At 58.4% G+C, this 24,799-nt stretch carries 28 protein-coding genes; 16 read left to right on the top strand and 12 right to left on the bottom strand.

The window, feature by feature from the left end; genetic code table 11:
- The first annotated feature begins 219 nt into the window (after positions 1–219).
- The 7 genes from ABLN87_RS17685 (at position 220) to ABLN87_RS17655 (ending at position 7,299) form a co-directional block, all read left to right on the top strand.
- A complete protein-coding gene (locus tag ABLN87_RS17685; RefSeq protein ID WP_353012710.1) occupies positions 220–1,299 on the top strand; it encodes a hypothetical protein in 1,080 nt (359 codons plus the stop codon).
- A gap of 297 nt (positions 1,300–1,596) precedes the next feature.
- The gene (locus ABLN87_RS17680; RefSeq protein ID WP_353012707.1) at positions 1,597–2,715 is read left to right on the top strand and encodes a hypothetical protein; all 1,119 of its coding nucleotides are present in this window, start codon (positions 1,597–1,599) and stop codon (positions 2,713–2,715) included.
- A gap of 57 nt (positions 2,716–2,772) precedes the next feature.
- Positions 2,773–4,704, top strand: coding sequence for an AAA family ATPase (locus tag ABLN87_RS17675; protein WP_353012705.1), 1,932 nt, complete (start codon positions 2,773–2,775; stop codon positions 4,702–4,704).
- Positions 4,704–5,042 carry a hypothetical protein gene (locus ABLN87_RS17670; RefSeq protein WP_170636509.1) on the top strand — a complete coding sequence of 113 codons (339 nt, stop codon included), beginning with the start codon at positions 4,704–4,706 and terminating at the stop codon, positions 5,040–5,042. The genes ABLN87_RS17675 and ABLN87_RS17670 overlap by 1 nt, the downstream gene beginning before the upstream one ends.
- Positions 5,039–6,376 carry a DUF6638 family protein gene (locus ABLN87_RS17665; RefSeq protein WP_353012701.1) on the top strand — a complete coding sequence of 446 codons (1,338 nt, stop codon included), beginning with the start codon at positions 5,039–5,041 and terminating at the stop codon, positions 6,374–6,376. Before ABLN87_RS17670 ends, ABLN87_RS17665 begins: the two co-directional genes overlap by 4 nt.
- 1 nt (position 6,377) lies before the next feature.
- Positions 6,378–6,644, top strand: coding sequence for a hypothetical protein (locus tag ABLN87_RS17660; protein ID WP_353012699.1), 267 nt, complete (start codon positions 6,378–6,380; stop codon positions 6,642–6,644).
- A 10-nt stretch (positions 6,645–6,654) separates the two neighbouring features.
- Positions 6,655–7,299: a DUF1523 family protein gene (locus tag ABLN87_RS17655; protein WP_353012696.1), complete on the top strand. Its 645-nt coding sequence runs from the start codon at positions 6,655–6,657 to the stop codon at positions 7,297–7,299.
- Positions 7,300–7,313: 14 nt separating this feature from the next.
- Here ABLN87_RS17655 and ABLN87_RS17650 read toward each other — a convergent pair whose 3' ends face one another.
- From ABLN87_RS17650 to ABLN87_RS17625, 6 genes are all read right to left on the bottom strand, one after another.
- On the bottom strand, positions 7,314–8,408 hold the full coding sequence (locus ABLN87_RS17650) for a flagellar basal body P-ring protein FlgI (RefSeq protein ID WP_353012694.1): 1,095 nt from the start codon (positions 8,406–8,408) through the stop codon (positions 7,314–7,316).
- Positions 8,405–9,412 (bottom strand): flagellar biosynthesis protein FlgL, encoded by a 1,008-nt coding sequence (locus ABLN87_RS17645; protein WP_353012691.1) that lies wholly within the window; start codon positions 9,410–9,412, stop codon positions 8,405–8,407. Before ABLN87_RS17645 ends, ABLN87_RS17650 begins: the two co-directional genes overlap by 4 nt.
- Positions 9,413–9,414: 2 nt before the next feature.
- Positions 9,415–10,866, bottom strand: a complete 1,452-nt coding sequence (gene flgK, locus ABLN87_RS17640) for a flagellar hook-associated protein FlgK (RefSeq protein WP_353012688.1) — start codon at positions 10,864–10,866, stop codon at positions 9,415–9,417.
- A 33-nt stretch (positions 10,867–10,899) separates the two neighbouring features.
- Entirely contained in the window at positions 10,900–12,195 is a 1,296-nt protein-coding gene (locus tag ABLN87_RS17635; protein ID WP_353012686.1) for a flagellar hook protein FlgE, read from the bottom strand.
- Between the two features lie 90 nt (positions 12,196–12,285).
- Positions 12,286–13,119: a flagellar motor protein MotB gene (locus ABLN87_RS17630; RefSeq protein ID WP_353012684.1), complete on the bottom strand. Its 834-nt coding sequence runs from the start codon at positions 13,117–13,119 to the stop codon at positions 12,286–12,288.
- Between the two features lie 87 nt (positions 13,120–13,206).
- Positions 13,207–14,526, bottom strand: a complete 1,320-nt coding sequence (locus tag ABLN87_RS17625; protein WP_417750409.1) for a FliI/YscN family ATPase — start codon at positions 14,524–14,526, stop codon at positions 13,207–13,209.
- 105 nt (positions 14,527–14,631) lie between these two features.
- Between ABLN87_RS17625 and ABLN87_RS17620 the strand changes: the two genes are divergently transcribed.
- The 9 genes from ABLN87_RS17620 to ABLN87_RS17580 are packed head-to-tail and all read left to right on the top strand — an operon-like array spanning position 14,632 to position 19,203.
- The gene (locus tag ABLN87_RS17620) at positions 14,632–15,021 is read left to right on the top strand and encodes a FlgB family protein (RefSeq protein ID WP_353012678.1); all 390 of its coding nucleotides are present in this window, start codon (positions 14,632–14,634) and stop codon (positions 15,019–15,021) included.
- Between the two features lie 12 nt (positions 15,022–15,033).
- On the top strand, positions 15,034–15,420 hold the full coding sequence (gene flgC, locus ABLN87_RS17615) for a flagellar basal body rod protein FlgC (protein ID WP_170537180.1): 387 nt from the start codon (positions 15,034–15,036) through the stop codon (positions 15,418–15,420).
- A gap of 12 nt (positions 15,421–15,432) precedes the next feature.
- Positions 15,433–15,723, top strand: coding sequence for a flagellar hook-basal body complex protein FliE (gene fliE, locus ABLN87_RS17610; protein WP_353012675.1), 291 nt, complete (start codon positions 15,433–15,435; stop codon positions 15,721–15,723).
- Between the two features lie 3 nt (positions 15,724–15,726).
- Positions 15,727–15,999: a flagellar biosynthetic protein FliQ gene (locus ABLN87_RS17605; protein WP_170537176.1), complete on the top strand. Its 273-nt coding sequence runs from the start codon at positions 15,727–15,729 to the stop codon at positions 15,997–15,999.
- Complete coding sequence (locus ABLN87_RS17600) at positions 15,999–16,709, top strand: flagellar hook-basal body complex protein (protein ID WP_353012672.1); 711 nt, start codon at positions 15,999–16,001, stop codon at positions 16,707–16,709. Before ABLN87_RS17605 ends, ABLN87_RS17600 begins: the two co-directional genes overlap by 1 nt.
- A 21-nt stretch (positions 16,710–16,730) precedes the next feature.
- The gene (flgG, locus tag ABLN87_RS17595) at positions 16,731–17,516 is read left to right on the top strand and encodes a flagellar basal-body rod protein FlgG (RefSeq protein WP_353012669.1); all 786 of its coding nucleotides are present in this window, start codon (positions 16,731–16,733) and stop codon (positions 17,514–17,516) included.
- Positions 17,516–17,932: a flagellar basal body P-ring formation chaperone FlgA gene (gene flgA / locus ABLN87_RS17590; RefSeq protein WP_353012666.1), complete on the top strand. Its 417-nt coding sequence runs from the start codon at positions 17,516–17,518 to the stop codon at positions 17,930–17,932. The genes flgG and flgA overlap by 1 nt, the downstream gene beginning before the upstream one ends.
- Positions 17,932–18,663: a flagellar basal body L-ring protein FlgH gene (gene flgH / locus ABLN87_RS17585; protein WP_353012664.1), complete on the top strand. Its 732-nt coding sequence runs from the start codon at positions 17,932–17,934 to the stop codon at positions 18,661–18,663. The genes flgA and flgH overlap by 1 nt, the downstream gene beginning before the upstream one ends.
- A 9-nt stretch (positions 18,664–18,672) precedes the next feature.
- Entirely contained in the window at positions 18,673–19,203 is a 531-nt protein-coding gene (locus ABLN87_RS17580; RefSeq protein ID WP_353012662.1) for a flagellar basal body-associated protein FliL, read from the top strand.
- A 34-nt stretch (positions 19,204–19,237) separates the two neighbouring features.
- On the opposite strand, the gene ABLN87_RS17575 is transcribed toward ABLN87_RS17580, so the two are convergent.
- The 6 genes from ABLN87_RS17575 to ABLN87_RS17550 all read right to left on the bottom strand — a co-directional run bounded on the left by ABLN87_RS17575 (position 19,238) and on the right by ABLN87_RS17550 (position 24,770).
- Complete coding sequence (locus ABLN87_RS17575) at positions 19,238–19,624, bottom strand: hypothetical protein (protein ID WP_353012659.1); 387 nt, start codon at positions 19,622–19,624, stop codon at positions 19,238–19,240.
- Positions 19,621–20,709: a flagellar type III secretion system protein FlhB gene (gene flhB / locus ABLN87_RS17570; protein WP_353012656.1), complete on the bottom strand. Its 1,089-nt coding sequence runs from the start codon at positions 20,707–20,709 to the stop codon at positions 19,621–19,623. Before flhB ends, ABLN87_RS17575 begins: the two co-directional genes overlap by 4 nt.
- Positions 20,706–21,476: a flagellar biosynthetic protein FliR gene (locus ABLN87_RS17565; RefSeq protein ID WP_353012653.1), complete on the bottom strand. Its 771-nt coding sequence runs from the start codon at positions 21,474–21,476 to the stop codon at positions 20,706–20,708. The genes flhB and ABLN87_RS17565 overlap by 4 nt, the downstream gene beginning before the upstream one ends.
- Entirely contained in the window at positions 21,473–23,500 is a 2,028-nt protein-coding gene (flhA, locus tag ABLN87_RS17560) for a flagellar biosynthesis protein FlhA (protein ID WP_417750408.1), read from the bottom strand. Before flhA ends, ABLN87_RS17565 begins: the two co-directional genes overlap by 4 nt.
- Before the next feature lie 69 nt (positions 23,501–23,569).
- Positions 23,570–24,268, bottom strand: a complete 699-nt coding sequence (locus ABLN87_RS17555; RefSeq protein WP_353012647.1) for a transglycosylase SLT domain-containing protein — start codon at positions 24,266–24,268, stop codon at positions 23,570–23,572.
- Between the two features lie 73 nt (positions 24,269–24,341).
- The gene (locus ABLN87_RS17550; protein ID WP_353012645.1) at positions 24,342–24,770 is read right to left on the bottom strand and encodes an Lrp/AsnC family transcriptional regulator; all 429 of its coding nucleotides are present in this window, start codon (positions 24,768–24,770) and stop codon (positions 24,342–24,344) included.
- Positions 24,771–24,799 lie beyond the last annotated feature (29 nt).

Genomic DNA, 24,799 nt, shown 5'->3' with positions numbered 1-24,799 from the left:
CGCGCACTCAATCAGGTGAGGTTAGGATTGTCTATGTCCACTATAGCCATCGGATCAATCCAGATTTGATCAAATTACAATCGCTGCCGGGTGGCTTCGGACCTATCTTTTTCGGCGCGAGTTTGCCAAAGTCTGGTGGAAATTTGGACCCAAAGGGATGTAAATGATCGTAACATTCTCTATCTTATTGGGTAATTGGATAAAAAAGGGACAGCAGAGATGTCGAACCAGCAATTTGAAGCGCTGATTGAAGAAACGCAAAGCAAAGTGCGCGAAAGTCAGTCGCAGATCCAGAATCTGACGTCACGGATCGAAGCGGCCCGCGCCAAGATCGGCACGGCCGAGGCGGATATCGACATCGAAAACGCCACGCTTGAAGACGTGCACTCTCACACAGAGGTGATGAACGCCAATATCGCCGAGCTGATCATGGGTCTCGACGACGTGACCAGCGCGTTTTCTAAGGATTTCGACGAGATGCGCTCGAAAACCGGGTGGGAGTCCTTTGTCGGTGTCTTCTCGAAGGGGAAATCCGAGTCGATGCGGCAGGAACGCATGCGCACCGCCAATATTGATGACAAGCTGCAGGATCTAATCGCCAAATCCGACGTGATCGTTAAACTGCTGGAAGGGCAACTGTCTGTCTTGGAAGACCAGCGCGTCAAGGTCGAGGACAACCTGACCGTCACGCTGGACGACCGCGAGGCGACGGTGGCCGAGCTGGAGGCTTTGCGCGCCGAAATTCAGGGTATGGACCCGACGATCATCACCTTGGAAAACAAGATCAGCGTCGAACAAGACGCGGCCGCACGCACCCAGTTGGAAACCGAACTGGCCGAGTTGAACAAGCAGTACAACGCCAAGGTTCAGGAAGAGCAGGTCAAGCTGGCCAAGTCACAGACGCTGGAGCGCTATATCGAAAAGGGCAAGACCTGGGTCGATTCACTGCAGAACCAGGCGGCGACGCAGATGGTGCTGATCAACAAGCTGCAGACAGACACGCAACAGCGCGTGGTGCTGTATGATGCCTTGACCAAATCGCTGAAGACCGCGCAGCAGCAGGACGTGGCCCACCGCATCAACGAGATCGGCGTGCAGACCGATCAAGAGGCGCAAACCGCCATGGCCGCCATCGGCACCGCGACCAACCAGAAAATGGCCGACATGCTTGAGGCGCATGAAGACCACATGGTCTTTGCCCGCGACGTGCTGGAGAAAAAGGCCAAGGCAGATGAACGCTTTGCCCGCCGGTTCGCCTCGATTGTCGAGAAGCATGATAAGAATTTGTATGGTGGGTAATGCTCAAAAGCCCTCTCGTCAGATTTGTGTGCGTTTCGCTGGCAATGGCTGTGTCACTATATTTGACATACTTGGCCATTGAGAATTCTGTATTCTCATCTGAAGGACCAATCCTCGTTCTTTGGTTTCTCTTGGCTGCTCTATGGACTGTTGGGTTCGCCTACCTGTGCGTACGGTATTGGGTGGCAAACATCTGGCTGTTGGCGCTTTGCGTGAAAGGCTTTGGGAAACTCGGATCGGCTTTTTCTCAAGCCCACCTATACGTTGTGGGTTTCATGAGCCTTAGAAAAAGAAAAAATGACTAACCCCACCCAAGACCATGTCGGCCTGACCGACACCTTCGCCTCGCGCCGCTATTTCCGCAAATTCGAGGTGATCACCGTCCACCTCTTGCGCGTGGCCGCGACGATGGAGGCGGAGGGCGCGATCAGCAAGCAAGAGGTGCGGATCGTGTCGCGTTACCTCTCGGGGCTGCTCTACACCTTCCGCGCGCTTTCCATGAAATACCTGCTGGTCGGGCGCGATACGGGGCGGTTCTTTGGCAGCCTCGCCATGGACAAGCGCGACAGCGGGTTTCCGGTGGCGGCTGAATTGCTGACCATGGCCAATGACGCGCAGCAGGCGCAGGTGCATCTGGCGAATATGCCCTCAACCGATGATCTGAAAACCGACATGGTCCGCACGATCATTGGCGACCGCGAAATCCCCACCAAGCTGCAATTCGCGCTGTCCCAAAGGCTCTATTATGAGGAATTGCTGAAAGGTCAGCTGTTCTGGGCCCGCAACGATCCCGAGTGTCACTGGATCGGGAATGAGACTGACCGGCGCAAGTTCATGATCCACTGGGCGGTTTATGACAGCCAGATCAACCTGCCGGTCATTTACGTGATGCAGTTGGAGGATAGCGGCAAGACGGCTCTGCCCAAGGATCAGCGTCGATGGCCCGAGGTGCAGGCGCATCTGATGGCGCAATCCTTAGGCGGGTTGAAACTGGTGACGATTGCCAAAGGCTTCGATCAGGATTTCGACGACCTGCATCCCAAACACCTGCGCCGCATTCATGTGGGGCCGATGTATTCCTCGGCCTTTACCGAGCAGTCCGGCCCCTTGCGGCAGGTGCTTGAGGATGCGCAGGCCCCCCAAGGGCAGGACTGGGCTTTGGCTTGGACTACCGAAGAGCTGGAAAGCGAAGAGGTGATCGAGGAACGCGCCGGATGGTTCTCGACCGTCGAGCGTGAGGTGTTTGCACTGGACCCGTTTGGCGGGCAGGGGGCCGAAACCGGGGCGACGCGCACGCAGCGCTCGATCATTCTGCCCCAGCGCCCGTTTCAGGTGCTGGCCGAGCGCAACCCTCCGGGCTTTGCCGATGTGCGCAAATTTGTGGTCAGCAGGGCGGGGCAGGTGCTGCGCTATTAGATTTTTTGCCTCCGGCGGAGGTATTTTTGAACAGAAGAAGAATGGGCGGTTTTTGAGATGAGTTTGACGTCAGATCAGATGGAATTGCGCGAAGACGATATTCGCAAGCACTACCCGGCGGCGACGGCCTTGTTGAACGGGTTCGAACACGCGCCGCGCATTGCGAAGCCGGTTGACGTGGCGGTCGAGCGGTCCTCGGGCGTGTCGACGGGGCGGCGGTTTCGGTCCACCACGCCGGGTTTGGTGACACGTCGTACCGTGCGGGCGGATGGGGTGCATCTGGTTGAACGGATCGAGGCCTCGGATGATGGCGATACGCTGGTCTCGCCCCCGCAGGCCACGGCGCAGCAGGCCATTCGGCGCGCGATTGCCATCGCTTTGGCCGTGGCCGAGGCCTATTCGGAACAGACTCCGTTGGCCGATTTGAAGCGGGCCAATCTGGCGGGGGACCTGCCCGCTGCGCGCAAGACCGAATTCTCGGAGCTGCTGACGGCTGAGGCGCTGATCACCGCGCACAGCTTTGGCAACGCGCTAGCCTATCTGATATCGTCCCATCTGGGCGAAACCACGGTTGATCTGGGTGAAATCGAAGAGATTCTGACCGACAATGGCCAGCTTGCCCTGCACGGCGCCTTGTGGGAGCTGGATCAAGTGCTGGCCAAACACGCCCCCGACGACGCGCATCTGATCGCCGCCATCAGCGCCTGTGCTGAGCAACTGATGGACAAGGTCGCCCTGCGCGCGCAATCGGCTGGCCATCTGGCCCCGTTCCAAAACGCCGCCTGGCATATCGAGGCTGACGATCTGACGATCCGGGGGTTCGAACCAGCGTCAAAGGCGAAATCCACCACCCTCACCATGACGTTCAAGAAACCGAACGAGGTGGTCGGCAACCATATCGCCAAGTATCAGGCGATGAAGCTGGCCAAGATGGTGATGGCCTATGATTTCGACCGCCGCCTGAACCCTTTCGCGGAACTCGGCGGGTTTATCTTTACCTTCATGGGCGATGGCAAACCGGGCACCGGCAAGACCACCCTGATCCAGATGATGGCCGGGCTGATCAATGACTATTGCCAGAACGCGGGCTACCCGTTCCGCTATCAGAACCTCAGCACCGACAATATCGACAGCTATCAGGGCAAATCCGGCCAGAACGCTAAGGCGTTTATCAACACGATCATCGACCCCTCGGTCATCGGCTTTGGCACCATCGACGACATCGACCAGCTTGCGGGCAAACGCGGCGACCGACAGTCCTCGGCCGGGCAGTTGGAAATCACCGCCGTGCTGATGGAGAGCTTTGCCGGCGCCAACACTGTCGTGCGCGGCAACTGCACCTTTGGCATGTTCTCGAACTACCCCGAGAATGTGGACGATGCCCTGCGTCAGCGGGCGGGCGCGCGGTTTTTGGTGGACGGGCCGCAAACGCGCGAGGATTACATCGACATCCTGCACCTGCTGATGGGCCGCAACCACGACATTCCACTGGGCGAGCACGAAGCCTATGCCGCACAGGAAATCAAAAAGGCCGTTGCCGCCAGTTTCGAAAGCCACGCCCGCCCGCATGAGGATGCGCTGCTGCAGGTCTATGACCGGGTGTCGGGCGAGATCGGCCAGATGGACACGATTGCCAAGCTGGGCACCTACCTCAAGGCGATCCAGCAGGCGGATGAGCGGTTCACGGGTCGAGCCATCAAGAACATCACCGACGCGGTCAAGGTCCGCGCGATGGATTTTGAACTGCCCGACGAATGGATGGAAAACCCTGACCTGTTCCTGTTCCGCGACTACGACAGCAAGAAAGCTATGATCGAGGACCTGCGCCAGCCGATCACAGTCGAGATGGTGATGCAGGAGATCAACCGCTACGCCGACAGCGAATTCCGCTATGCCGACAAGAGCGACGAGGTCGCCATCGAGAACGCCGTCCGCGAGATGGGCCAGATGGAAGAGGCCAAGCGGCGGTATCTGGAGGGGAAGGGGTGATGGAAGCTGCGCAGCTCATTGCTATCCTGTTGATAGGAGTGTCCTTCGCTTGCTGGACAACGAGCTTCGCCGTTCGCAGTAATTTACCCGTGCCAGAAGGCAAGCTGTTTGCGCTTAGGTTCCTTGTTTGGTTCTCGCTCAGTGTTTGTGTAGGTCCATTTGTCGGTCTTATCCCCTTGTTTCTCGGACTCGGATGGTTTTGGAATTATTATGACCCGAAACAAGTTATGGGCTCTGAAGTTTGGCATTACGCTATTCTGGTCTTACTCGCATTGCCCTACTTGTTTGCACTTGGTCTGGGTATAAGGCTTCAGTTCCGAAACGGTGATCCAGCATGATCCGCCTCATCGAAAAAGGCCTGATGTTCGGCAACCTCGTCCACATCTCAAGCCCGGCTCTGGTCGAGCGGTATAACCGCGCGCTGCAGCATCTGGCGGGCAGGACCACGGCGTTGACGGATTTTCATGTCGATATCTCGGGCTATTCGCCGGAGGTGGGGATTGAGCTGGAGGATGAGCTCTACCTCAATCCCAACGGGGTCAACCGGCAGTTCATCCTGCTGACGACCGAGCAGAAACGCGCGCCTTTGCTGAACGTCAAATTCTCGACCTCGCGCGATATCCTGCGGGAATTCATCGAGATGAACGAGGCGCAGTTGTTCGCCCTGACCGCCACAGATGCGGTGGCCGGAGAGCTGGTGAACTCGGTCTTCAAACTCACCACGCCCAATGATCTTCTAAACCTGCGCAAGATTGAGATTGAGGCCGACACCGCCGGCGGCACCCTGCGCAAGGCGCAGCAACTGGCGGGCATGGTCGAGCAGTTCAAAACCGAAGAGGACGCCTGGTTCGACGATGTGCTGATCGCGAAGATGATCGAGACGGCCAAGGAAACCGGCGACGTCACCCGAAATCCGATCCGCCTGCGCCATACGGATTTTGAGCAGCGGAATTTCTGGACGGCGCATTTCGGCGGGTTGTACCTGTTCCCGGACATGGATCACCCGGCGGCGATTTGCATGGGTGAAAAGCCCGACGATCTGAAAATCAAGTATACCTTTGACCCGTCTCAACGGAACCAGATTGCCAAATTCCTCGACTATAACGATCTGGTCGAACCCATCGTTAAGGCGCGCGGGGTGGATGCGGCGGCGATCCTTCAGCAAAAAATGGATTTCCTGACCGTTGCAGCCGCAGCAGATACCGATGTTGACCTTACGGGTTTGGATCGCCGCGATATGCGGCGCCTGGCGCGCACCCATGCGGATCGCTTGCCTGAGGCTTATCACGGTCTGGCGCAACTATTGCGCTGGGCGACGGATGGCGGACCTTGGCCGCGCATCACCTCGGACCATCCGGCCTATTTCTACACGTTGCGCGCGGCGGATACGCCACAGCGCGATCTGGTCAACATGCTGCTGGCCGAGCTTGCCCCGCTGGACCCGCGCCAGATGTTCATTTGTCATAAAGAACTGTTCTACAAAACCTACAAAGGCTGGTCGGAACCCAAGAAAGCCTATGTTGCTGATTTCCTTGAGCGCGAGTATCAGGTGGACAAAGCCGGCGCGCGCGAAGCCTTGTTCGGGCATGAGCCGGATATGTCCGGTGAGGATCGGGTCAGCGAGGATGTGATCGCGCGGGTCGGCCCTTGGGGTTCGATAAGGAAAGGCTGAGATGTTCGGAGCGATGCGCCTGTTTCTGATCCTGCTGGTGATCCAGACGGTCGCGTATGTTGCGCTGTCCCTCTATTCGCGCGGCGCACGTCGTCGCAAGCTTGAGGCGTGGTGGGACGAAAAGGGCAAGCGCGGCAACAAACAGGCCTTTGTCGAGCGCGGTCTGCACGTCTATGACAATTCGTTCCGGCGAAAACTGATCCTGGGCGTCTATGTCGTGCCTTGGGTGGCGATTGGCGCGCTGATCTATATTGTGAATTATATGTGAGGGTTCGGGCATGGCCTATTTGAAATGGGCATTGATCATCATCTTTTGGGGTGCGATTGCGGTCGTTCTGCAGTACTCGCTGCCGCAGCGCGATATCGTGCGGATTGTGAACACTTACGAAGAGCGGCAGGATCTGAACGACTGGACCCGGATCTTCTGGTCCGAGCCGGATGATCAATCGACCAGCCTGTCGAACCGCGATGTTCAGTTCATCCAGGCGGTGCGCGCTAATGGTAAGCCGATCGTTTACAGAAACGAAGACACCAGCTGGGGCTGGCCGCCTTATTTTAAGTTCGATACTGCTAACCTTTATACCGAAGCCAACGATGCGATTTCGGATAAGGATGACCCCGACTGGGTCGCAGTGACCCATTATGGCTGGCGCAACGAATTTATGTCGATCTTTCCCAATGCGGTTTCTCTAAAACATGTAGATGGCCCGGATGTGCGCCTGATCCCATGGTTCAATATCATCTTCCTGACCGTTTTCTTTGCCATTATCTGGGCGATCTGGGTGCGCTGGCGCAGGTTCCGGCAGCGCCGCATCGATCCGATGCTTGAGAGTGTTGAGGACAGTCTTTATGCGGCGGGTGATGCGATTGAAGAGCGGCAGAATGGGTTCCGCCGTTGGTTGGATAGCTGGAAATCCAAGTAAGGCGTGGCCCTCTATCAGCGTACAATGAACTCTGCGTGAAGCGCACCGGCGGCTTTGATCGTCTTCAGGATGTCGATCATGTCGCGGGGCGACACGCCGAGGGCATTCAGCCCGGCGACAACCTCGGACAAGGTCGTGGCCTCGGGGATTTCAGCCAACCCTGTGCCTTCTTCTTCCTCGATCCCGGCAACGGTGCGGGGCACCACGACGGTCTCGCCTCGGGCAAACGGGTTGGGTTGAACGGCAATCGGCGCCTCTTCCACGGTTAGGGTCAGGTTTCCTTGTGAAACCGCGACCCGTGAGATACGGACTTCCTGCCCCATTACGATGGTGCCCGATCTCTGATCAACCACCACGCGTGCTTTGGTTTCCGGTTCAACAAGGATGTTTTCAATCCGCCCAATCGCATGGGCGGTTGATACCGATTGCGTGGCCACAATATTCAGCTCGACCGTACCGGAATCCCGCATTATGGCCACCGCGCGGTTGAACTCTGTGTTGATTGCAGTTTCGATCCGACCGGCGGTGGTGAAATCCGGCTCGCGCAAGGCAAGCCGCATTTGCGTCAGAGCCGAGAGATCGAAGTCGATTTCTCGTTCAACTCGTGCGCCCGAGGGGATCACACCAGAGGTTGGAACACCTTGTACGACCGAGGCGGCATCGCCTTCGGCAACCGCCCCACCTGCCAAAACCGTGCCTTGCGCCACAGCGTAAATCTGACCATCCGCCGCATTTAATGGGGTCATAATAAGGGTCCCACCAAGCAGGCTGCCGGAATCGCCGATCGCTGAAACGGTTACGTCAATCTGGCCGCCAACGCGCGCGAATGGGGGCAGGCTGGCCGTCACCAGAACGGCTGCAACGTTTTTGGGTCGGAAGTCTTCGCCGGTAACGTTCACACCCAAACGTTCAAGGATGTTGGACATGATCTCTTCGGTGAACGGTGAATTGCGCAGGCCGTCGCCCGTGCCATTCAGACCAACGACTAAGCCATATCCGACCAGGTCGTTGCCGCGGACACCGTCGAAATCCACAAGGTCTTTCAGCCGGATTGCACCCGCTGAGGCAAGACCGGGAAGAAGAAGCAAGAGGAAAGCAAGAACTCTCATCTCAGGAAATTCACCAGCGACAGGTTGGCATTGCGGACCGTAACCGAATATAGGCCTTCTAGCTGAAACTGCACGGTCTGCAGCTGTGCCGCCGTTTGATACGGGTCGGCTGCGATCAGGGAATTCCGGCTGTACTCAAAGCCCACGCGCGATGCCGCGTTTCGGGTAGCAGCTTGTTCGACTCGGGCCTCGGCCGCGCCGACCTCGGCCCTTAGCTTGACCGTTTCATCTTTTGCGTTGGCCAGATCGATACCCAGCTGTGTGAACAGGCTTTTTCGCAGCGTTGGGGACCATGCCAGCGCGTCTTCCGATGCTAACGCGGCCAAGGCCGTGTCGCGTAGTGCCGACTTGAACGCCGGATCGGTTGCCGTGATGGGGATGGAAATTCGTTCATTTTCTGAGATTTGCATCGGCGCCAAAGGTGTATCTGAACCTTGATAGATCACAGAGTCGAAACCGGTCGGATCATTGAACCAGTTCTCGGCTGCCGTGCGGATGTCGGTCATCGTGGTTAGGCCAGCAAGCTCGGTTTCAAGCGCCGTCAAAAGGGTTTCGGCCGAGGCCAACGGAGAGACATCGGTTGCCACGCCAGAATACAGGCTGCGCCCGCCGACGCGTGTGTTCAGGGCCGAGATCATCGTGTCCAGCTCATTCCGGGCCTGAACCGAGGCTTGTTCGTGCGTCACAGTCTGGTTTGCGGTGCCGAACGCCAGCAAGCTGGTCGACATCTCACCCAAAGACTCGTCAAAGGTGGTCAGGCTTTGCTGCATCACATCGGTGAACAATCCGGCCTCGGATGTTGCGATCTTGTAGGCGTCCAGTCGGGCAAGATTGCGATCAAGATCCAGAAGATGCGAAAGATCGCCACCAAGATGCCCCGAGACATCCTGAACCTTACCGCTGGACATCTCGTAAGACAGGGTTTCGATCTGGGTTTTGATCTCAGAGGCACGTGTGCGCAACGTCATACCGCGCGCCAGATCACCAATTGCGGTTAGTGTCATTGTTACAACCTCAGCAGTGTTTCCATAAGTTCATCGACGACCGTCATCACCCGCGCATTGGCGGAATAGGCCTGTTCGATCTGCATCAGGCGCTGCAGTTCCTGATCCGTATCCACGCCTTGTTCCGCTTCGATCTGGGCCATCTGCTGCTGTGCACCGGTTGCGAAGATCTTGCGCTGTTCGGCCCGGTGTGCCTGCGCGCCGGTGTCAGACAGCAACGCCTCAGTTACTTCGGCGGCGCGCAGGTTGCCGGTGCCAAACAAGGCGCCTGGAACAGGTCTTGCGTCGTTCAGGATTGCGCCAAAAGCTTGCAGCTGTGTTGAATCGCCTGGGTCTCCCGGCGTGGCTGCGCCAAGGCCAGCGCGTAGCCGCCAACTGTTCCCTCCGGCATCCGGGTCAACGACCGTATTCAGCGACAGGCGTGCGGCCAGCCCGGTGACCATAGCAGGATCGAACCGGCTGCCATCATCGGTGAACAGCCCCGGATCCGTTGCGGCTGCCGTTGGGTCGAGACCTGGCGTTTCAAAGCGCTCAATCAGGTCACGCGCGACCGTATCCAATTGCAGCTGGGCTTCAACCGCCAGTTCATCCCGGATGGTAAATTCAGCGGCTAACGCTCCGCCCCGTATTTGCGCCGTATCACCGCCGGTACGAATGGGGTTTCCGTTCATTTCCAGGCCCGACAACAGCCCATTGCCGACCGTCATATGGGGTTTTGTTTCGCCGGTGGTGGTGAAAGCAAACTCTGATGCTTTGCCTTCGAGCAGGATCAGCCCGCCATCGGAATAGAGCGAAACTTGATCGTTGTCGCGCGGAATCACGTTGACCGGGATCAGCGTATTCACCTGATCGATCAGGATCTGACGTTGATCCTGTAAGGCGCCGATATCACCGCCTGAATTGCGAATGGCGGGGATCTTTGCGTTAAGATCTTCAATATCCTTCAGCGTCTGGTTCAGGCTTCCCACCTGAGCCCCGATCCTGCGATCTGCGTCCGAGCGGGCCTTACGGACCCCTTCGGACGCGATATTCAGCTCATTGGCCAGATTTCGACCGGCGCGGGCTGCTTGATCGAGCCGCTGCGCTGAATCCGGCAGGCTGGCGGCAGTGATCAGGCTGCCGTCAAAGGCCGCAAGTCGCGCGGCCAGTGACGTTGCATCATCCGCGGGACCGACAAGGTTTGCGAATTGCGACTGAAACGCCGACAAAGAAGATTGCTGTGCCAGCTCGGCGTCGGTGGCGCGCCGATTGGCAACCAGGACCGGATCTTGATGACGGATCACGCCGACAGTGCGCACCCCATTGCCCGAGATCGGGCTGGTGGTCAGTTCCAGTGACCGGCGCGCATAACCGGGCGTGAGCGCATTGGCGACGTTGCCGGATACGACGGCAGCGCCACGGCTGGCCGCTGTCAGACCGCCCAAAGCATTATGTAAAGCTGTCGACATGTTCATGGCGCCGCTCCTTTTTTAAGTCCGAAACCCGGTTTACCGTTTGAGGTTCGTTGTTTCCTGCAACATCTCATCCACGGTCTGGATCACCGTCGCGTTCGAGGAATACGCGCGCTGGGTTTGGATCAGCGATGTCAGCTCGGTCGCGACATCGGTTGTTGATTCCTCGCGCGCGAATGAGATCAGCGAACCAGTTGGGCCCTCACCCGCATTCCACAGGAAGAAGGTCCCACTATCGCGTGAGGGCGCGTAGGTCTGACTGTCCAGTGCTGTAAGGCCGTTGGGATTGGGGACATCCGCAAGCGGGATCTGGAACATACGGCGGCTGACGCCGGTATCATAAAGCGCGTAGACATAGCCGTTTTCATCCACCTGAACGCTGGTCATGGTGCCGACCGCAGCACCATCGCGCGTGATGGAAACCGGGGCGAAAGTGTCGGACAGTTGCGTGATGCCATCCGCGTCGCCGATCAGGCCGATGTTGACCTCCATCGGACCGCCCGCCACATTGACAACAACACTGCCGGTGGCTGCATCGTAAGCGCCGCCCGAAACGGCCGTCACACTTGCCAATGTCCCACCGGCGGTGCGGCTGTCGGTAAAGGTGAGTGTATATTCCCCGATCACGGCGCCGCCCGATGCCGAGTCGCGCAAGATCATTGTCCATTCATTGCTGGAGCCCGTTGCAGGGACGGTTGGAACCAGTTCGATATCAATACTCTCAGATTTGCCCAGATTATCAAAATACTCGACCGATAGAGGCTGCGTGTCGCCGGGTGCGCCAGCGTCGGTTGCTGTGGCGGGCAGGTTCATCCTCAGGTTCATTTGCGTTGTTGGCGCGCCCGACAGCTGATTGACGCTTAGCTGGACGGGTTCCAACGCGGCGGGCGTATCGCGTGGAACCGGGGGAATTGTACCGTCGGAGTTTGCGCGCCACCCCAGCAGAACCAGCCCGGATTCGGTTACCAGATAGCCTTGGTCATTGGTGCGAAACGAACCGGTCGTGGTCAGCAGCATCTCATTCGAGCCGCCCGCGATTTGCGAGCTAGAACGCACGGGCAGCATCCCACGGCCACGTACTGCCAGATCGGTTGAGTTGTTCGTTGTTACCAGTGAGCCGCGCTGGTCGATCATACGTTGGCTGGTGGTTCTGACCCCGCCGGCGGAATAGCTGCCGCCCTGACCCGAGGTGACCATGGAATGAAAATCTGTCTCAACCCGTTTATACCCGAACGTCGACGAGTTCGCGATATTGTCCGAAATCGTAGCCAGCCTGTTGGCATTGGCCTTCAGCGCGGCGACACCGGCATTCAGCGAAGAGGAAATTGTCATCGGCACGCCCTTCTGTTGCGTCATTCAGTGATGCAACAGCTAACGCACCGTCCTTAACAGCGCGCTAACAGTTAAAATGCGTTCTATCCTTTAGGGGTCGCGCAGAAAAATCACCTCGATCCGGTTGTTGCGGGGGGCCATCGGGTCATCGCTGTGCAATTTACGGTCGGCATGGCCCGTCACCCGATCCAGCCGGGGTGGCGAAACGCCCTTATCCTGCAGCATTTGACGCATGGACTGCGCGCGCGATGTCGACACATCCCAGGCTGGGTCATGGGCCAGAACCACCGGAGAGGCGCTGACGTGGCCTTCTACCGCAATGGGGTTGGTGACCAGATCTGATGCGCGTGCGATCAGCAAGGCCAGCGCTCGCATCACCGGTGTGGGCTTGTTGGTACCCGATTCGAACAAGGGCTGATCTTCGGTATCGAACAGCTCGACGATCAAGCCCTGATCCGTCACACGCGTGACGATGTGTTTCAACAGCTTATCCGACACCACGCTTTCGCCCGTGCGACCTAAAAGCTGCGCCTCTAGCGTCGAGAAATCCTGTTTGGCTCCCTTGCCATCGGCGTCTAAACCGGTGGTCCCGCGGGCCTTGCGCGCATCGGTCGGAAACCGGGCGGTGGCCCCTTTGCCATCCATAACCAGAGTTTCTTCTGAAAATACGCTGTTGCCGCCAAACGCCCCGTCACCCCCGCCTGAATCGGGACTGATCGGGATAGCAGGCGAAAAGTAATCCGCCAGCCCCTTGCGTTGCGTTTCGGTCGTTGCATTCAGCAGCCACATCAACATGAAGAAGGCCATCATGGCCGTGACGAAGTCCGCATATGCGACCTTCCACGCGCCACCGTGATGGCCATCGCCACCCGACACACGCTTCTTCTTGATGATGATTGGCGCCGCATTGGTCTGCGCACCCATCTCCACCACCTTTTTATCACCCGGATAAAGGTTTAGCAGCGCAGGTCTTAAGGCCTGTTTAATACCTAAAACTGTTCGGATTTCACCTTACGTCGGCAAGTTGGTTGAGGCGCGGCGCAGAATCAGGGCTAGGCGATTGAAGCTGTTTTCAATCCCCTCAGGATCGGCTTTCCCCAGGAAGTCATCCAACTCCTGATGCACTTTGACGGCCTGATCCAGTATTGGGTCGGCGCCTTCGGTATATAGCCCTGCTTTGATCATCACTTCGGATTGTTCGTAGCTGCCGATCAGCTTGCGGGTTTCGGTGATCATCTGATTCTCGACCTCAGTCGCTGCCGCTGGAAGGGATCGAGATACTGATCGGCTCAGATCAATCGCCGGAAAACGGCCGCGTTCGGCGATATCACGGCTGAGCACGATGTGCCCGTCCAGCACCCCGCGCAGAATGTCGGCGACGGGTTCGTCCATATCTGATCCGGCGACCAGAACGCTGAAGACGGCGGTGATGTCGCCTTGTTCAGGCGTGCCGGGCCCGGCGCGTTCGCAGAGCTTTGAGATGAGGGGCGTGACCGAAGGAGGGAAACCGCGCAGCGAAGGAGGTTCTCCCATCGCAACGGCAATCTCACGATGGGCCTCGGCAAAGCGGGTGACCGAGTCGGCCAGAAACAAGACGCTTAACCCCTGATCGCGCAGATATTCGGCCACCGACATGGCCGACCAGGCGCACCTCCGTCGCGCCAAGGCGGATTGATCTGACGTAGCTGCGATTACAACCGACCGTTTCATTGCCTCAGGGCCAAGGGCATGGGTGACAAATTCATTCACCTCGCGCCCGCGCTCACCCACCAGGGCAACCACGACCACATCGGCTTGCATTGATCGCGCCAAAGTGGCCAGGAGCGTCGATTTCCCGACGCCCGAACCCGCGAACAGACCAATGCGCTGCCCGCGTACGATGGGCAGCATGGTGTTGAGCGCGGCAAGACCGGTCGCCATCCGGCCCCCCAATGGCTTGCGGTCAACAGCGGGGGGCGGGGGGTGCATGATGTCGCGTTCCTGTGTACCACGCAACAGCGGTTTGCCGTCCAGCGGTTTACCGAACGGGTCGATCACACGACCCAGCCAATGCATCCCGGGCGCAAAACTCGGCGGTGGGTTCAGAATCACCCTGTCCCCCAGGCTCACCCCATCGGCTGCGCCACCGGGCATCATATGAATGTGGTCTGCGCCCACGTGCAGTACCTCGCCACCCAAATCGGGCCCGGATCGGCGGTGCAAGGTCAGCAGATCGCCGATGCGCGCCTGATGGTTCAACCCACTGATTTCTATGGCACCTTTCGCCACACCAGATACCAGTCCGACATGATTTACCGTGGTCATCCGGTCGAATTCGCATTTCAGAAGCATCGGGTCGAGATCTGACATCGTGGGTTCTCCAACTGAGTTCTGAAAACTGTTTCTAAAGGAATCGGGGTTAAGCCTTGATTGAAATCGATCGAGGGAGAAGCCCCGATGTTCTATGACCTGAACGTCTTTAAGACAGCGCACGCTATGGCAACCCATGCCGGGCAACGGCAGGCTGTCATCGCGCGCAACATGGCCAATGCAGATACGCCCGGTTACCAGCCCCGCGATATCGAGGCCTTTAAATCAGCCTTCGAAAATACCGGTCCGCAGACTCAGATGATGGCCACGAGGCGAGGGCATCTGAATGGCGGCGGACTGGCAGGGCACAGCTGGGCCGAGTTCGCAGCCGACCCAAGTGGTGATCCGAACGGCAACGGCGTGTCACTGGAAGAAGAGATGCTGAAAGCCGTCGACGTCAAGCGGCAACACGATCGCGCGCTGGTGATCTATAAGTCCTCGATGAACGTTCTACGCACCAGTCTGGGTCGCGGGTAAGCGGAGGGCGAAATGAGCGATTTTTCCCACTCCCTCACCGCCTCGGCCAGTGCTTTGCGAGCACAGGCGGCCCGACTGCGCCATGTCTCCGAGAATATCTCGAACGCAGATACGCCTGGGTACCGGCGCAAGACGGTGCCGTTTGAAACCGTACAGCAGGACGGCAAAGCCATGGTGCAGGCCGGGCGCGTGCAATTGGATCGCCGTGATCTGCAGCGTGTGCACGACCCAAGCCATCCCATGGCGGATGAAAGCGGTCATTATCTGGGCTCAAATGTCGATCTGATGATCGAAATCGCAGACGCGCGCGAGGCGCAGCGCAGCTACGAGGCCAACCTCAAGATGTTCGATCAGACGCGCAAAATGTCATCGTCGCTAATGGAATTACTCCGGAAATAAAGGAACGCCAGAATGGATATCCGATCCCTGACCGCTGCGCAGAACTATGCCGGCGCACGCCCCGCCACCCAGGCTGACCCCGATCACGGCGCCATGGCGCAGGGGATGCGCACGTCCTTTCAGGACTTTGCGGCCACGCTGAAACTTAGTGAGCAGATGTCTCAGGCCGCAATGGCAGGACAAGCGGACCCACATGCGCTGGTGCAGGCACTGGCGCAAACCGAACTGGCCGTCGAAACCGCCGTTATCGTGCGCAACAAGGTGGTTGAAGCCTATCAGGAAATCCTGCGGATGCCGGTCTGATCGATGCTGAGCGAAGGTCTGTTCTACGACATCGTGCGTCAGGCGTTGTGGATCGCGGTGATCACCTCGGTCCCCATTCTGGCCGTGGCGCTGGTGTCGGGGCTGGTCATTGGCCTGTTCCAAGCGCTGACCTCGGTCCAGGAAATGACCCTGACCTTCGTGCCCAAACTGATCGCCATTGTCGTCGTGTTCTGGATTTCCATGGGCTTCATGACCCAGACTCTTGTCACCTTTTTTACGGGCACTCTGGTGCCGCTGATCGCCGGAGGTCGCTGATGGACACCGCCTATGTCACCTTATCCCGTCAATCCGGGCTGATGAATGAAATGCGGTTGGTGGCGAACAACATCGCCAACGCCAATACCACCGGCTACCGCCAGCAGGGGTTGGTGTTCTCGGAATTCATCCGCGATATGCCCAACACGCCATCCCTGTCCATGAGCCGGGCCGAGGCGCGCAACACCTCCTTGCAGCAAGGGGTGTTGACCGAGACCGGGGGGCAGTTCGACTTTGCCATCGAAGGCGAGGGATTCTTCATGCTCGAAACGCCCGAAGGCAATCGCCTGACGCGGGCGGGCAGTTTCACACCAAATGCGCAAGGTGATCTGGTGGCCGCGGATGGTTCAGCCGTGCTGGACAGCAATGGATCACCAGTTTTCATTCCCCCGGATGCGGCGAGCATCGATGTCGGCGCAGATGGAACGCTCAGCGTGAACGGGCAGTTGCTGGGGCAGATCGGTATCTATCGGGTGACCGATCCCACGACTTTGGTTCGTGAGGGCAACACGCGTTTTCGGCCTCAGGGCGATGTTGACCCTGTCGATGAGCCCGTTGTTCTGCATCGCTTTCTGGAAGGGTCCAATGTGAACGCGATCGAGCAGGTCACGCGCCTGATCGAGATTCAGCGCGCTTATGAGCTGGGCCAAAGCTTTCTGGAAACCGAGGACGCGCGCGTGCGCGGGGCCCTCGACGCGCTGATGCGCTGACCTGAACAAGGAGAATTTGATATGCGTGCTTTGAAAATCGCAGCCACGGGCATGACGGCGCAGCAGATGCGGGTCGAAACGATCTCGAACAACCTCGCCAACATGAACACCACCGGTTACAACGCCCGCCGCGCGGAATTTGCCGATCTGCACTATCAGCAGATGGCGCGCGCCGGCGCGGTCAATGCCTCGGACGGAACGGTTCTGCCGACCGGCATTCAGTTGGGTCTGGGCGTCCGACCTGCCGCTGTCACGGTGCAACTGGCGCAAGGCGCGCTGTCAGCCACTGGCAGCGATCTGGACGTTGCCATCGAAGGGCGCGGTTACCTGGAGGTGACGTTGCCGAACGGGCAGTCGGCCTACACGCGCGATGGCAGCCTGAAGCGTTCCGCCGAAGGGCTGATCGTCACGTCCGACGGGTTTGCCGTGGCCCCCGAGATCACGATTCCCGATGATGCGCGGTCGATTTCGATCAATGCTTCGGGCGAGGTCTATGCCTATTTCGACGACACGCCCGAAGGGCAGTTGCTGGGTGAGTTTTCACTTGCCAGTTTCTCCAATGCCAAAGGGCTTGAGGCGATCGGAAGCAACCTGTTTAAGGAAACTGAAGCCTCGGGCGCACCGATCCAGGGTGTACCTGGCGAGGATGGGTTTGGCACTTTGCGGCAGGGTTATCTGGAAGACAGCTCGGTCGATGCGGTGCGTGAGGTCACTGAACTGATCGAAGCACAACGCGGGTATGAGATGAACGCCAAGGTCATCACCGCCGTCGATCAGATGATGAGCGCCACAACACAGGTGCGCTGATGAGGGGTCTTGGTCTGATCTTCCTGATCGCGGCGCCGATAACTGCACTTGCGGATATCGTGGTTCCGACCCGCACGATACGCGCGAAAGAGGTCATCTCGGCCGCCGATCTGGAATTGAAGCATACCGACATCCCCGGTGCTGTAAGCGACCCTGCAGAGTTGATCGGGTTTGAGGCACGGGTCGCCCTGTATCCGGGCCGACCGGTGCGCGCAGCAGATGTCGGCCCACCGGCCATCGTGGATCGGAATGATCTGGTGATCTTGGTCTTTAACCGGAAACCCCTGTCGATCAGCACCGAGGGGCGTGCCCTTGGGCGCGGCGCCGTGGGTGAGCGTATCCGGGTCATGAACCTGTCGTCCCGCACAACGGTCACCGGTCTGATCCGGCCCGATGGTCAAATCGAGGTAAAGTAATGTCTGGACTGTCTAAACCCTTTCTGCTGACGATTTTCGCGCTTTCGGCCTGCAGCCGTTTTGATCACTTGGGAAAACCGCCCAGCTTTACACCCAAAGACGACTCACCCGAGCAGGTGGCGATGCTGTGGCCCGGATTGCCCTTGCACACCCAGACCCAGCGCGCGGTGGATAGATCATCTCTTTGGAGTGGTGGCCAGCAATCCCTGCTGGGTGATCAAAGGGCGATCAAGAAAGGCGATATTCTGACGGTCGTCATTGAGCTGGACGAGGAAGCAGAGTTCTCGAACAATACCAGCCGCTCGCGTTCGGGTTCGGAATCCCTTGAGGTTCCCAACTTGTTCGGCCTGCCCCAGAGCGCGGAAGACCACTTGCCCGAAGGGGTAACATTGGAAGACGCGGTTGGGATTGAATCCGATTCCGCCAGTTCTGGCCGAGGATCGGTCCGGCGAAACGAGAAGCTGACCTTGCGGGTCGCCGCCACCGTACTTGATGTGTTGCCGAACGGTGTTTTGTCGATATCGGGATCGCAGGAATTGCGGGTGAATTTCGAACTGCGAGAGCTTCTGGTTGCCGGGTACGTGCGCCCCCAAGATATCTCGCGCAAGAATGAGATCACCTACGACAAAATCGCGTCCGCGCGCGTGTCTTACGGTGGGCGTGGCCAGATCACCGATGTTCAACAACCGCGCCTGGGTCAGCAAGTGCTCGACTCGCTCTTGCCATTCTGAGGATCGCAGATGACGAAGATTTTGCTTCCAGTCGTGTTTCTTGCGCTGGGTCTGGGCGCCGGAATTGGCGCCGGGATGTTCCTGATGCCTGAAAAAGCACCCGAGGTTGTTTCCGAGGATAAAGAGACCAAGGAAAAGCCAGACAAAGGCGACAAGAAAGACAAAAATGATAAGAAAAAAACGTCGAAAAAACCATCGAAGGATGATGAACCGGGTGGTTTTGAGTATCTAAAGCTGCCCAAACAGTTTGTTGTTCCTGTGGTCAAGGATGATCAGATCACGGCGATGGTAACAATGTCTCTCAGCATTGAGGCTGATCCGGCCATCACAGAGACCTTCTATGCCATCGAACCCAAACTGAGGGACAGGTTTTTGCAGGTGCTTTTTGATCATGCCAATACCGGTGGCTTTGACGGGATATTCACCGAGTCAGACAATCTGACCGTTTTGCGCAAAGCGCTGCTGGAGGTTGCGCGCAAGGATTTGGGGTCGGATGTCTCTCAGGTGTTGATTATGAGCGTGAACCGGCAAGATAGCTGAACTCGCTCCGGCCTGACCGGTTGCGGTCAGGCCTTCAAAGGTTCGAACGCGTCTTGTCTTTTGCCTTTTGCTGCGCATCCCGCATGGTCTTGCATACAGATGCGATGGCCTGCTGGCGCCCAAAGGCAGTTCGAAGCTGTTCCATAGCGGCCAGTTTCTGAGCACGCACACGGGCCAGCTCCATGTTTAACTGGCGACGCGTAGCAGACTCCCAGGCATTCCAAAGGATATCTGTTCCTGTGACACGGTAGCCTTCGGCCCCTGCACTGTCCTGTCGTGTCTGTGTCACCTGATTGTCCAACCGTATCAACAGCTTCTGTATTTGTGCCTCGGCCTCTATCACCGGGCGCAGCGCCTGGTGTTGCTTCTGGAACATCGCATCGGTTGCCATTTGCAGGGCCGAGAGCTTTTTGAGGTTCATCGGATCTGACCTTTCGCCCGTTTACGCATTGCTTCAGCAAATCGGATCGCAGCCGCGACGGGGCGGTAGTGTTCCTCTGGAACTTCCTGGCCGATCTCCACCGTCGCATGCAGGGCACGGGCTGTTGGTGGATCTGAATGGATGGGAACGCCTGCCTCATTGGCGGCGGATCTGATTGCAGCTGCAACCTCATCCACGCCTTTAGCCACGCAAACGGGCGCGGAACCCGGCGTGCGCGACCATTTGAGGGCCACGGCAAAATGGGTTGGATTGACTATGATGACATCCGCCGAGGGTACGTCAGACATCATCTGGTTGGTTGCAATGTCCTGAGCGCGTTGACGCCGCTGCTGTTTCACATGCGGATCACCTTCGGCATCCTTGGTTTCATCCTGTATCTCTTTGCGGGACATTCGGTTTTTGCGCATATGCTCGGCATATTGCCAAAGGTAATCGATGACGCCGATGGCCAGCGCGATGGTGATCACGATGAATAGAAACCGAAACAAAAGGTTCATCATCAGCAGGATCGACGATTTCGCAGGCGCTGCACTGGCTGAAACGATCTCGGTCAAGTTCGCTTTCAGGAACAAGGCCAGGCAGGTGCCGTAGATCAGCAGTTTCGAGAAGCTCTTGGCAAACTCGAACAACCCGCCGCGCCCGAACTTGTTCTTTGCATTCGACACGATTGAAATGCGCGATAACTTGGGTTTCAGTTTGGTTGGCGCAAAGATCAGTGCGCGCTGGGCGATCAGGCTTAGCAGGACAGCCGCCGCAGGGATCGCAAAAAGTAGCGACACTGGCATCAAAGCACTTCGCAATAGTCCGGCTACCGGTGCGGTGGCTGGCCCGGTCGTTAGCAGCTGAGCCAGAGTGTCCGATTGATCAATCATCACGATAAACAACGTGCCCAGATGCTGGGCCGTGTACTGACCGGCGGCCAGCAACGCAATAATCAGGCCGGTATAGCCGGCGACCACGGAGAGGTCGCTGGATTTTGCCACCTCTCCTTTTTCGCGTGCTTTTTGCAGCTTCTGCGGGGTGGGTTCAAATGACTTGTCGCTGTCATCATCCGATGCGCTCATGGTGTTCCCCTCGCCGGGTTGATCAGAAAGCCGTTCAGGGCGTCAGACCAGACTGACAGGATCAGCGGCGCACCAGCAAAGAGCAGAAACAGGCCCGCGAAGGTGATCGCCGGCGCCCCGACAAAGGCGACCATGAGCTGCGGCATCGCGCGGTTGATGACGCCCAGAGCCAGGTTGTAGATCAGCGAGGCGATCACGAACGGGGCCGCCAATGCAAAGGCGAGGTTGAAACTGGACGAGATCTGAGCGACCCCCCATCGCGATAGGTCCGAAGGGGCGGGAAGGCTGCCCATTGGGAACATCGCATAGCTGTGGATCAGGAACTGGGCAGCCCGGATATGCAGCCCCAGAATGACAGCCAGGGTCAGCCCGGCCAGCATGAGAAAGTACCCCATCGCTGGAAGAGGGTCAGCCGCGCCGCCCAGCAATTGCGACAGCGATGTGGATTGCGCGGCGATGGCTCCGGCGGTTTGCAGGGCCAGAACAAATAGGCGCAGCCCGATACCGAGGGCCATACCCACAAGAACTTCGGTCCCCACCAGCCGTACCATGGGCAGAAAACCGGGTGCAAGGACTGGCGGCTGAACGGCGGGTAAGATGATCAGTGTGAAGGCAATCGAAATGCCCAGCTTCACACGCACTGGAATGCTGCGTTCGCCGAAAGCGGGCAGCAGAGATACAAAGGCAGAAACCCGCAGAAAGACTGCAAACAAATGCCATAGATTTTGGCCGATCTGCCCTAATAGCTCTGGTGGTAAGGCGATCATGCAGGAATGGTTCCGACCAGGGACGGGCGTGCCTCGAGCCCGATCTCTTCAAACGACAGAACCGGGTTTGCGATGCCCCGCGCCTGCATGATCGTGCGCAGTAACCGGCGGCGCCGGGTCGAGGTTACGACAGCCGGGAACAGCCCGCTATCTGCGGATTTTGCAACACTGCTGACCACGCCATCAGCCAGTTTGTTGAACAGATTGGGAGGCAGCGCGACATCCGGCCCGGCATTGGGGGCGTCGATCTGGTAGCTGGCGAACGTATCCTCCCATTCCGGCGCCAGTTGGATCAGGGGGATCGATCCGTCCTCGCGCTTCATTTCGGCGACCAGTTGGAAGCCCAGCCGCTGGCGGACAATCTCGCAAATCCCTTCGGGTTGGGTGGTGGTCAGCCGTGCCTCGGCCACGCTTTCCAGGATCAGGGTCATGTTTCGGATCGAGACACGCTCGTCCAGCAACAGCCGCAGCACCGCGTGCAGCGTGTCGATCGGCACCTTGTCCGGAATCAGTTCGTCCAGCAGTTTCTTATTGGCCTCGGCCCGAACCGGATCGCTCAGCCGGGTCATTTCTGAGAGCAGACGCCGCAGCGATTTCAGCGTCAACAGGCGCGAGAAGTTCTGTTTGATGATCTCCAGCAGATGGGTCGCTAGAATCTCGGGCGGTGAGACGATGGTGGCGCCGCTGAGCGCGGCGTCCTCCTGATCTTTGGGCAGAATCCAACGCGCCGGAGCGCCATAGACGGGTTCGGTCACGTCATTGCCGTCGGGCAGCAGGTCAAACCCGTCCTGCACCAGCGCCAGAACCAGATCGGGGTTCAACACCCCGCGCGCTTGTTCCACGCCCTGTACTTTGATCACATAGGTTCCGGTTGGCAGCTCGGCGCGGTCGGTCAGGCGAATTTCAGGCAGGATCAGGCCGAAAGTCGAGGCGACATAGGTCCGCATATTGGCGATCCGGGCATCCAACCCGGTGCCTTGATTCAGCACCATGCTTACCAGATCAGGCGCAAATTCCAGATGCACATCGTCGAGGTCCAGTATATCGCCAATGGCCTGCGATACCGGTCCGTCGGCCTCGTCCGATTGGGGTTCTGGCGCAAGCGCGGCTGCTTTCTGGCCACGGTGCACGTGATACGCCGCATAGCCCAGCACGCCCGCGCCCAGGATAAACGGCAAGAACGGCAGGCCCGGCACCAGGGCAAACAGAACCATCAGCACAGCCACGGTGGCGAGTGCCGCTGGATGCTTGCCCAGTTGTGAGAAAATCGCGTTGTCGGTGGCCCCTTGGGTGCCCCCGCGTGCCAACAAAAGGGCGGAGGCGATTGAGATGATCACAGCTGGGATTTGCGAGACCAGCCCGTCGCCAACGGTCAGGATGGCATAGGTCTCGAACGCGGACGCCACCGGCATTCCATGCACGATTACGCCCATCACCAAACCCATGACAAGGTTCAGAAGCGTGATCAGAAGCCCGGCAACTGCATCCCCTTTGACGAATTTTGAGGCCCCATCAAGCGAGCCGAAGAAGGTGGTTTCCTGCTGCTCGCGCTCACGCCTTTCTTTGGCTTGCTGATGGTCGATGGCCCCGGCGGACATGTCGCTGTCGATAGCCAGCTGTTTGCCGGGCATCCCATCCAGCGCAAAGCGGGCCCCAACCTCGGCCATGCGGGCGGCGCCTTTGGTGATGACCATGAAGTTTACGATCAGCAGCACGCCGAACACCACGAGGCCCAGAAAGATGCTACCGCCCATGACGAAATTGGCAAACCCCTCGATCACGTCACCGGCGGCGTTGGGCCCGGTATGGCCCTGACCGATGATCAACTTGGTCGAGGACACGTTCAACGAAAGTCGCAGCATCAATGAGGCCAGCAAGATCGTCGGGAAGGACGAAAAATCCAGCGGGCGTTCAATGAACAGGGTCAGCGTAAAGATCAGAATGGCCAGCGCGAATGAGGCAGCCAGCCCCACATCCAGCACCCAGGCGGGCATGGGCAGGATCATCATGACGATGATGGTCATCAGCGCCAGCGCCAGCAAAACGGTCGGCGAGAACAGGGATCGGGCGTCGATCTTGAGCAAGCTGAACTCCTAGTTGAAGGCGATGAAGGCTGTGGCGGATGTGCTGCTGGGAACCAGTGATCCCAGTATTCCCTGCCCGGATTGTGCGGGCTGAAGCCGGATCAGCGGCGTGGCAGCGCCTGTGAATGGATCACGTGACATCGCTGTAGTTCGTGATGCGGCTGCGGTATCCAGCTGGGCCAACACGGTCTGGAACCGGCCTTTGTAGGCGCGTGCCAGTTCAGGTGTGCGTGAGTGATAGGCCCCTGCAGCGGCAGACCAGGAGCCCAGCTCGGCATACAGGTCCTTTAGAAACCGTGCGGCATAAAGGGCGTTTTCATCCGGGTTGAACATCGCGTCGATGGAGCGGAAAGCGGTGCCGTGCCAACGATAGTTGAGCTGGAAACACCCGACGTCAAAGCTGCGCTTGCCCGCTTTGAATACGCTAAACACATAAGATTTGGCTTCGATCTCGGTGTCGAACCAAACCCCTTGCCCCTCGACATTGATGGTCCAGGGCCAAGGGGTGTAGTGGCCGCCAAAGCTGCGACCGGTTTCAACCCGTGTGATCGCGCGCAGCACATCCAGTGGTACATCTTCGGTCAATGACGCCCTACGTGCCGCCTGATCGCAGATATCGCCGGTGCGCGCATCGGGCAGGGCAGAGCCCGCCTGTGCGGTCAGCACCTGCGACAATAGAAAGGAAAACAAAAACAAGCGCGTTGGCATTCTGCCGGTCCGGGATTCTGATCTGTCCCGGCCAAGCTAGCCAAGCATTGGTTTACAGCCGGTTATCGAGCGCTCATTTCCGGTCGATGCGCCGGCCAAAGACCACGCTGGTATTGGTGCGCAGCACGCCGGGGATTTTGGCCAGATCATCAACCAAAATATCCAGATCTTCGATCCGGGGGGCCTCGGCCGACAGCAGCAGGTCAAACTCGCCATTGATGGACAGGCACCGCTTGACCTCGGGGTAGGTTTCCAGCCGCTTGATGATACGGGTGGTTTCCTTTTGCTGCACCTCAAGCAGCACAACCACCTGCACCCGAGGCGCGTCATCGGGTGTGTTCAAAACAACGGAATAGCCAGCGATAACGCCGCGTTCTTCCATGCGCTTGATCCGCTCGTGCACTGTAGTGCGAGCTAAGCCCAGCTTTGCTGCGATGGTCGTGGTTGTGTCACGGGCGTTGTGTTGAAGGGCCGCGATAATGCGGCGGTCAATCTGATCCATTAGGTCTCCGGCATGGGGTCACACTGGTG

Source organism: Ruegeria sp. SCP10 (genome assembly GCF_040329495.1).
GTDB lineage: Bacteria > Pseudomonadota > Alphaproteobacteria > Rhodobacterales > Rhodobacteraceae > Ruegeria.
This window is presented reverse-complemented; position numbering and strand designations above follow the sequence as displayed.